This is a genomic window from Chloroflexota bacterium, assembly GCA_013152435.1.
Lineage (GTDB): Bacteria > Chloroflexota > Anaerolineae > DUEN01 > DUEN01 > DUEN01.
In genome coordinates this window covers 1-7,975 of the sequence record JAADGJ010000021.1, presented here as the reverse complement: position 1 = coordinate 7,975, position 7,975 = coordinate 1, and the positions used below count along the sequence as shown (strand labels likewise).

Below are 7,975 nucleotides of genomic sequence, written 5' to 3'. Positions count from 1 at the left end.
CCGCAGAAAAACTCTTTTTCTCGCCTTTTACCTGCCTGGTTGGGGCTTTGGCCGGTGGCCTCCGGCCCCACGGGGCAGGTGAGGGGCTGAAAATAGAGTTCTTCGGAGGGGCGATCCATGAATCGCCCCTCCGTCCGGTTCTGTGTCCATCTTCAAACTAGAACGCGCCACCAAATTGAGACTCACGCGAAGAGGACGTGCTGACGTAGGAAGCGCTCCACGTCCGTGTAGAACGCCTCGATGGTCTCCGCCTTGCGCCAGCCGTGGCCTTCGCCCTCGTACAGGCGGTAGATGTGTGGGACCCCGCGGGATCGCAATACCTCCACGATGGTCTCCGCCTGATCGGGCGGCACCACCTTGTCCTCCTTCCCCTGGAAGACGGCGATGGGATCCCGGATCTTGTCGGCGTGGAAGATGGGCGACCAGTCCCGATAGCGGTCGGCTGCCTCCGGCAGGGGCCCCACCATCGAGTCCAGGTAGCGCTCCTCGAACTTGTGGGTGTCCGCGGCCAGGGTGAAGAGGTTGGTGACGCCGAACAGGCAGATGCCGGCCTTGAAGACGCCCGGGTGGTGGATCAGCGTGTTGAGCACGGTGTAGCCGCCCGCGCTGCCTCCCATGATGGCCAGCCGCTTGGGATCGGCCAGGCCCTGCTCGCCCAGCGCCCGGGCGCCGCCCACCGCATCCTCCACATCGTACACGCCCCAGTGCTCCCGCAGCTTCAACATGTACGAGCGGCCGTAGCCGGTGCTGCCCCGGTAGTTCACCTCCAGGAAGCCGTATCCCCGGCTGGTGAAGAAGGCCGCCTCGGCCGAGTACGAGGCCACGCGCTGGCCCGTCGGCCCGCCGTGGATGCTGACGATGGCGGGCGGCAGGCCGCGGCCCTCGTATCGGCTGCTGGTGGGCGGATAGTACAGCCCGTGCACGGTCGTCCCATCGGGGGCCTTCCACTCGATGGGCTGCGGCGTGGGCAGGTCCTCCGGCGCGATGGTCTCCGAGCTGCTGCGGCGCTGTACGGCGATGCCCTCTGGCGTCCACACGATCAGGCGGCCGGGTACGGTGGGCGCGGAGGCGATCCCGGCGATCCGATCGTCCGTAGGCGACGGCGCGGGCTGATTGACCCACGTGTAGGGCCCGATGTCCAGCCGGGTGGACGTCCCATCCTCCACGATCACCGACCACAGCGACCCAAAGCCTCGATCGTTGCGGTGGTAGAAGATGCGGCGGCCGTCGTGGCTCCAGCCGTAGGTGCGCATGCCCTGGATCCAGGCGGGCACGGCCAGGACGGCGTCCTCCACCAGGATGCGCCGCTCCCTGCTGGCCAGATCCAGCGCGTAAAGCCGGTCCCACTCGCCATCGCCGGCGATGAAGCTCAGCCAGCGGCCGTCGGGTGAGAAGGCGGGCTGGAAGATGGGGACGTCATCCCCGCCGGCTACCAGCGTCTCCTCCTCGACGCGAGGTGGATCTCCCGTCAGCCGGGCCATCTTCAGCCGCGTGCCGTCCCACGGCATGTTGGGGTGGTCCCACTCGATCCAGGCGATGCGATCGCCGGCCGGGTGCCAGACGGGCTGCATGTAGAAATCGGAGCCGGTCACCAGCTTCGTCGGCCAGTGCCCGCCCTGGCTGTCCACCAGCCCCAGCACGTCCACGCGCTCGTAGCTGTGCACGAACAGCACCCAGCGGCCGTCGGGTGAGATGGCCGGGGAGGCCGCGTGGCCGAACTGGGGGGTGATGGGCTTCGGCCGGCCGAAGCCGAGCGACTGACGGTAGAGCCGCCCGTTCCGCTCGGCGAAGACCACGAAGTCGCGGCCGACGGCGAAGTCGCCGCCGCCATAGCCGACGCCCGCGCGCACGTTCAGCTCATCCGTGAGATCGCGCGGCGCCTCGTCGCCGCGGCGGCACACCAGGACGCCCTGCCCCGATCGGCCTTCCAGCCAGACCAGGGCGCTCCCGTCGGCGCTCCATTGCACGTCATCAAGCCGCAGCCGCCGGGCCATCACCGCCGGCGTGATGGGGCTGGGCCACAGGCCATATGGTCGAAAAGCCTTCTCGTTCATGCGAACCCTCTCCAGACTCTATGGCTGATGGACTCGTTCTTCGACGGAGCTTAGCGGATTCCATCGGTTTCGTCAAATGATTTGGAGCGAGGGCGTGGCTCCATGTCTTGCCTGCTTCGCCCTTTCTCTGCAGACGTGGTAAGATATTCACGGAGCGGCCCATCGGCGAGGCCGTAGGCCGATCACTTCACAACATCGGTGGACACACCGGGAGAGAAGGACGATGAAGCACGACGAGAACCCCTTACGGCGGCTGCGAGAGCTCGGACAGAGCGTGTGGTATGACAATATCCAGCGCGGGCTGATCACATCTGGCGAGCTGAAGCGATTGATCGAGGAGGATGGCATCCTGGGCGTCACATCGAATCCAACCATCTTCCAGCGCGCCATCGCTGATAGCGCGGATTACGACGAGGCGCTGAAGGAGCTGGCGCTGGCCGGACGTTCGACCCTGGAGATCTATGAGGCGTTGGCCATTGAGGATATCCGCATGGCGGCCGACCTGTTGCGGCCGGTCTACCAGCAGACGGACGGGCGTGACGGCTACGTCAGCCTGGAGGTCTCGCCCGATCTGGCTCATGATACCGAGCGAACCGTGACAGAGGCGCGCCGCCTCTTCGCCGCCATCGATCGGCCCAATGTGATGATCAAGGTGCCCGCCACCCCGGCCGGCATCCCCGCCATCGAGCAGCTGATCGCGGACGGCATCAACATCAACGTCACCCTGATCTTCTCTTTGGACGCGTATGAGCAGGCGGCGAACGCCTACATCGCCGGGTTGGAGCGGCGGGCGGAGGCCGGATTGCCGTTGGACGCCGTCGCCTCGGTGGCCAGCGTGTTCGTCAGCCGCGTGGACACGGCGGTGGATGGTTGGCTGAATGAGCGGTTGCAGAAGACGAGCGACCCGGACGAGCGGGCGCAGATCGAGGCGTTGTTGGGTAAGGCCGCCATCGCCAACGCCAAGATCATCTACCGGCATTTCCAGAAGCTCTTCGGCGCTGACCGGTTCCAGGCGCTGCGGGAGCGAGGCGCCCGGGTGCAGCGCCCGCTGTGGGCCTCGACCAGCACGAAGAACCCTCAGTATCGGGATGTGATGTACGTCGAGGAACTCATCGGCCCGGATACCGTGAACACTATGCCGCCGGCGACCATCCAGGCGTTCAAGGATCACGGCGTCGTCCGGCTGACGGTCACCGAGGGCGTGGATGAGGCGGAGGAGATCCTGGCGGCTCTGGGGCGGCTGGGCGTCGATCTGGACGCGGTGATGCAGCGGTTGCTGGATGACGGCGTGCGGGCCTTTGCGGACTCCTATCACGCGCTGTTGGAGTGTGTGGAGGCGCGCCGGCAGGCGTTTCTGGTCCAACGGGATTGCTCCTGGCACGCCGCTTTGGGGGCGCTGGAGCCCACCGTTCAGGCCCGCCTGGAGGGCATGGCCCGCACGGGGGTGGTGGCGCGAATCTGGGCCAAGGACGCGAGCCTGTGGAAGGACGACCCCAAGCATCAGGAGGTGATCCGCAACCGGCTGGGATGGCTGGATATCGCCGAGAGGATGCAGGGGCACGTGGATGAGCTGCGGGCCCTGGCGCAGGAGGTGTGGTCGGAGGGCTTTCGGCATGTCGTGCTCCTGGGCATGGGCGGGAGCAGCCTGTGCGTCGAGGTGTTCCGCCAGGTGTACGGCCCACAGCCGGAGGCTCCCAGGCTGTGGGTGCTGGATACCACCCACCCGGACGTCATCCGCAAGCTGGAGGAGCAGATCGATCTGGCGCATACGCTCTTCATCGTCGCCAGCAAGTCGGGCACGACCACGGAGGCCCGATCGTTCGAGGCGCACTTCTTCGAGCGGGTGAAGGAGGTGCGCGGGGAGGAGGCCGGGCGACAGTTCATCGCCATCACCGATCCGGGGACACCCCTGATGGTCGCGGCCCGGGATCTTGGGTTCCGTCGCGTGATCCTGAACCCGCCGGATATCGGCGGGCGCTACTCCGGGCTCTCCTACTTTGGGCAGGCGCCCGCGGCGCTGGCCGGCATCGATATCGCCAGGGTGCTCGACCAGGCGGGCGCCATGACCCGGGCGTGTAAGCCGTGCGTGCCCGTGCGGGAGAACCCGGGCGCGTGGTTGGGGGCCATCATGGGCGAGGCGGCGTTGTCCGGCCGTGACAAGCTGACCATCCTCGTGCCCCCGCAGCTGGCGAGCTTTGGCCTGTGGGCGGAGCAGCTCCTCGCCGAGAGCACGGGCAAGGAGGGCAAGGGGATCGTCCCGATCGCCGGCGAGGAGGTGGGGCCGCCGGAGGTGTACGGGGACGACCGGCTGTTCGTGTACCTGTCGCTCGCGGGGACGAGCGACTTGGACGCCCGGGTGGCCGCGCTGGAGGCGGCCGGACATCCGGTGGTGCGTCTGCGCATGCCGGACATCTCCTGGATCGGCGCCGAGTTCTACCGATGGGAGATGGCGACGGCCGTGGCGGGGGCTATCCTGGGCATCAACCCGTTCGACGAGCCCAACGTGGCGGAGTCCAAGAAGAACACCCGGGACGCGCTGGATCGCTACATCGCGGAGGGTCGCCTTCCCGAGGAGGAGCCTGCCCTGGCCGCGGATGGCGTGGCGCTTTACGGCGAGGGGATCCAGGGGGACTCGTGGGAGGAGGCGCTGCGGGCGCATCTGCGGCAGGCGCAACCGGGCGAGTACGTAGCGTTCATGGCCTATCTGGACTCCACCGGCCCCTACGAGGAGGTGCTGCAGGCGATCCGCCTGAGGGTACGGGATGCGTTGCGGGTCGCCACCACTCTGGGCTATGGGCCGCGGTTCCTGCACTCCACGGGCCAGCTTCACAAGGGCGGCCCCAACAGCGGCGTGTTCGTGCAGATCACGGATGATCCGGCGGAGGATTTCCGGATCCCCGGCCAGCCGTACACGTTTGGCACGTTGATCGCCGCGCAGGCGTTGGGGGACTTGCAGTCGCTGCAGGCGCACGGCCGGCGGGTGATCCGGCTGCATCTGGGGCGGGACACGGCGGGCGGCCTGGAGCGCATCCTGCAGGCGTTGGCGGATCTGAAATAGACGCACAGATAGAGAGAATGGATACGGAGGGGCGATGCACGATCGCCCCTCCTTTCTTCCATGTAGCTTGATGCCAATGGGGCGGCCCGCGGGTCGCCCTTCCGCTTCAGTCGGAGAGCCCTAACGCCTTCAGCGTGCCCTCATCGGGCACCCGCTGATTGCCCTTTGCCACGACGACGCTGAACCCCCCGGCGTAGTCCCACATCGTCCAGCCGATCTGATACTTCTCCAGCGCCGTCCTCACGTCCCGAATCCACGCCAAGCGGTCCTCCGGTGGGGAGACCAGGCGGTAGACGCCGAACTCGTTGCACGTCAGGGGGACGTCGTACTTTCTTCCCCACGCCGCGGCCTGGGCGATCCTCCGCTCGATCTTCTCCGCGTTCCAACGCTCCCGGCCGTAGGATCTCAGGAGGGCCCGGGCCTCCCGGTTCTTGATGTTCGGCAGGAGCGCCTCGACCGCCTCCGGGCTGGATGGGTAGGGCACGTTGTGGAGATACGGCCACAGGTACCAGCCCCACCTCGCCCCCTGGTGCGTGAAGGTGTGGGGCTCGTAGAAGTGGAAGTTGTAGACGACGTTGAGGTCGTCCACCGGCTTGAGGGCGAGCAGCCCGTCGATGCTGCTCCAGTTGGTGCCCGTGGCGATCAGCGTGTGCTCGGGTGCGCCCTCCCGCATGGCCGCCAGGATCCGTTTTTGCACGGCCTCCCAGCGGGCCGCGTCCTGGAAGACGGGCTCGTTCATGGCCTCCAGGAAGACCATCTCCGGGTCGCGCTCGCTGAGGTGCCGGGCGAAGGCTCCCCAGAAGCGGACCACCGCCTCGGCGAAGTCGTCATCCTCCTCCATCCGCTGGGTGAACTCCGGTAACGGATGGAAGTCGACGATCACGGCGATGTCCTGGGCCAGGATCATGTCCAGGGCGGCATCGACATAGGGAAGTCGCTCCGGGTTCAGCTCCTCCGGCTGCCATTCGTTGAACAGGACGTTGGGTTCGATCGGCAGCCGGACGTGGGTGAATCCCATCTCCTTGATCAGCGCGATGTCCTCGGCCGTGATGTATCGCTGCCACCGGCGGACGTTGATGGATCCCTGGGCGAACCAGTGGCTGAGGTTGATCCCACGGGACAGCCGCTCGATCCTCGTCTTTGGCACCTGGGAGGTGGCCGGGGACATGGGAACCGGCGGATAGCAGCTGACCAGGATCACCAGGAGGGCCAGGATCAGCGCCCCGCGGAGCCATGGCGAGCTTCGCCGCTGGCGGAAGTGCGTCTCTCGTGGAAGCATGTACGGCCTCCGATCACCCCTTTGTTGCATTACGGTTGGTTTTCCCCTTCATCGTCCACGATCTCGAAGTCGCTGGTGACTTTCACGGTGGGCTTCAGCGTGTTGAGCACGGAGCAGTACTTCTCCTCGGAGAGCTGGATAGCCCGCTGTACTTTTCTGGGGTTCACCGGACCCTTGACGACGTAGCGCAGGTGGATGTGGGTGAATGCATAAGGCGGGTCCGACATCTGCTCGCCCGAGCAGAGGACCTCCAGCCCCTTCATCGGCTCCCGTTGCTTGGTCAGGATCATGATTACGTCGTAGGCGGAACATGAGGCGGCCGCCAGGAGCAGCAGGTCGGACGGCTTCAGCCCCGCCCACTCCGGCTCCCTCTCCGGCCAGCTCCCCATGACGAGGGGGTGGCCGAAGGAGTCCACGCCCGTCATCAGCTGTGATGCGACCCATTTGATTGCCACAGTGCCCATGAAGGCCTCCTTCGTTCGGTGATGGTATCTGTTGCCCAGGAGGGAAGGCCGTGGTGGAAGCCTGCGGGAGGTTCTCCGGCGCGTTTGGGCGTTCCACCCGGCCGGTGTGCCTCTTTCAGACGAGTTCGCCGCGCAATACGGTGACGGCCTGGCCGCTGAGGGTGACCCGGTCGCCGGTCGGGCGGACGCGCACGATCCCGCCCCGGACGGATGCCTGGTAGCCCACGACCTCTTCCTTGCCCAGCCGGGAGGCCCAGTATGGGCCGAGGCAGCAGTGGGTCGCGCCCGTGACCGGATCCTCGTCGATGCCCACATGTGGGGCGAAGAATCGGGAGACGAAATCGTAGGTGGGCGAGGTTGCCCGGGCCGTGACGACCACGCCGCGAGGCAGCCTCCGTAGCAGGGCGAAGTCGGGCTGGAGCTTCCGCACGATCTCCTCCGATTCCACCTCCACAAGATAGGCGAAGGGGATCTCGCCTACGTACACGGGCGTGGCCCCCAGCGCCTGTGCCAGCCCCTCGGGGGGCGTTGCGGGCCGTTCCGGATCGGCCGGGAAGTCCATCTCGATCCACTCCCCGCGCCGTTCGGCCGTGAGCAACCCGCTGCGGGTGTGAAAGCGCGCCGGCTGGTCCGGTTTCAGGTACCCCGCCTCCCAGAGCACGTGGGAGCTGGCCAGCGTGGCATGGCCGCACAGGTCCACCTCGACGGTCGGCGTGAACCAGCGCAGCTCGAAGCCGTCGTCCCATCGGTGCAGGAAGGCCGTCTCGGAGAGGTTCATCTCCCGGGCGACGTTCTGCATCCACTCCGATTCCCTCGGCTCAGGCAGGATGCAGACGGCGGCCGGGTTGCCTGCGAACGGCTCGTCCGTGAAGGCATCCACCTGGAAGATCGGTATGCTCATTGGGTTCTCCTCACGCCGGTTCTGATCTCGTGCATCGCGTTCGCAGTATACGCTCGCCCGTGCCGCCTGTCAACGGGTCGGCGGCGGGGGTCGTGTCTGTATACGTATCTTCTCGGTTCCCCCCAGCACACGGCGTGGCCAGACGTACCCCACCCCCCTGTCGTCCCCCCTCCCCAATCCGCTTCGCTGGGAGGGGGGACCTGGGAGTGAGTGATGGCG

Annotated in this window: 5 protein-coding genes; 1 reads left to right on the top strand and 4 read right to left on the bottom strand. The window is 66.8% G+C overall.

Going from position 1 to position 7,975, the window contains the following annotated elements; all coding sequences use genetic code 11:
* Positions 1-182: 182 nt before the first annotated feature.
* Positions 183-2,054 (bottom strand): S9 family peptidase, encoded by a 1,872-nt coding sequence (locus GXP39_03015; protein ID NOZ27008.1) that lies wholly within the window; start codon positions 2,052-2,054, stop codon positions 183-185.
* A gap of 223 nt (positions 2,055-2,277) precedes the next feature.
* Here GXP39_03015 and GXP39_03010 point away from each other — a divergent pair, with 223 nt between their 5' ends.
* Positions 2,278-5,112, top strand: a complete 2,835-nt coding sequence (locus GXP39_03010) for a bifunctional transaldolase/phosoglucose isomerase (GenBank protein NOZ27007.1) — start codon at positions 2,278-2,280, stop codon at positions 5,110-5,112.
* 106 nt (positions 5,113-5,218) lie between these two features.
* Here the strand turns inward: GXP39_03010 and GXP39_03005 are convergent, their stop codons facing one another.
* The 3 genes from GXP39_03005 to GXP39_02995 form a co-directional block, all read right to left on the bottom strand.
* Positions 5,219-6,391: a glycoside hydrolase family 5 protein gene (locus GXP39_03005; protein ID NOZ27006.1), complete on the bottom strand. Its 1,173-nt coding sequence runs from the start codon at positions 6,389-6,391 to the stop codon at positions 5,219-5,221.
* A gap of 29 nt (positions 6,392-6,420) precedes the next feature.
* Positions 6,421-6,855, bottom strand: a complete 435-nt coding sequence (locus GXP39_03000) for an OsmC family protein (protein ID NOZ27005.1) — start codon at positions 6,853-6,855, stop codon at positions 6,421-6,423.
* Between the two features lie 115 nt (positions 6,856-6,970).
* On the bottom strand, positions 6,971-7,756 hold the full coding sequence (locus GXP39_02995; GenBank protein ID NOZ27004.1) for a PhzF family phenazine biosynthesis protein: 786 nt from the start codon (positions 7,754-7,756) through the stop codon (positions 6,971-6,973).
* Positions 7,757-7,975 lie beyond the last annotated feature (219 nt).

Coding starts and splice junctions, on each gene's coding strand:
- GXP39_03010 (NOZ27007.1), top strand. CDS start 2,278: ATGAAGCACGACGAGAACCCCTTACGGCGGCTGCGAGAGCTCGGACAG.
- GXP39_03015 (NOZ27008.1), bottom strand. CDS start 2,054: ATGAACGAGAAGGCTTTTCGACCATATGGCCTGTGGCCCAGCCCCATC.
- GXP39_03000 (NOZ27005.1), bottom strand. CDS start 6,855: ATGGGCACTGTGGCAATCAAATGGGTCGCATCACAGCTGATGACGGGC.
- GXP39_02995 (NOZ27004.1), bottom strand. CDS start 7,756: ATGAGCATACCGATCTTCCAGGTGGATGCCTTCACGGACGAGCCGTTC.
- GXP39_03005 (NOZ27006.1), bottom strand. CDS start 6,391: ATGCTTCCACGAGAGACGCACTTCCGCCAGCGGCGAAGCTCGCCATGG.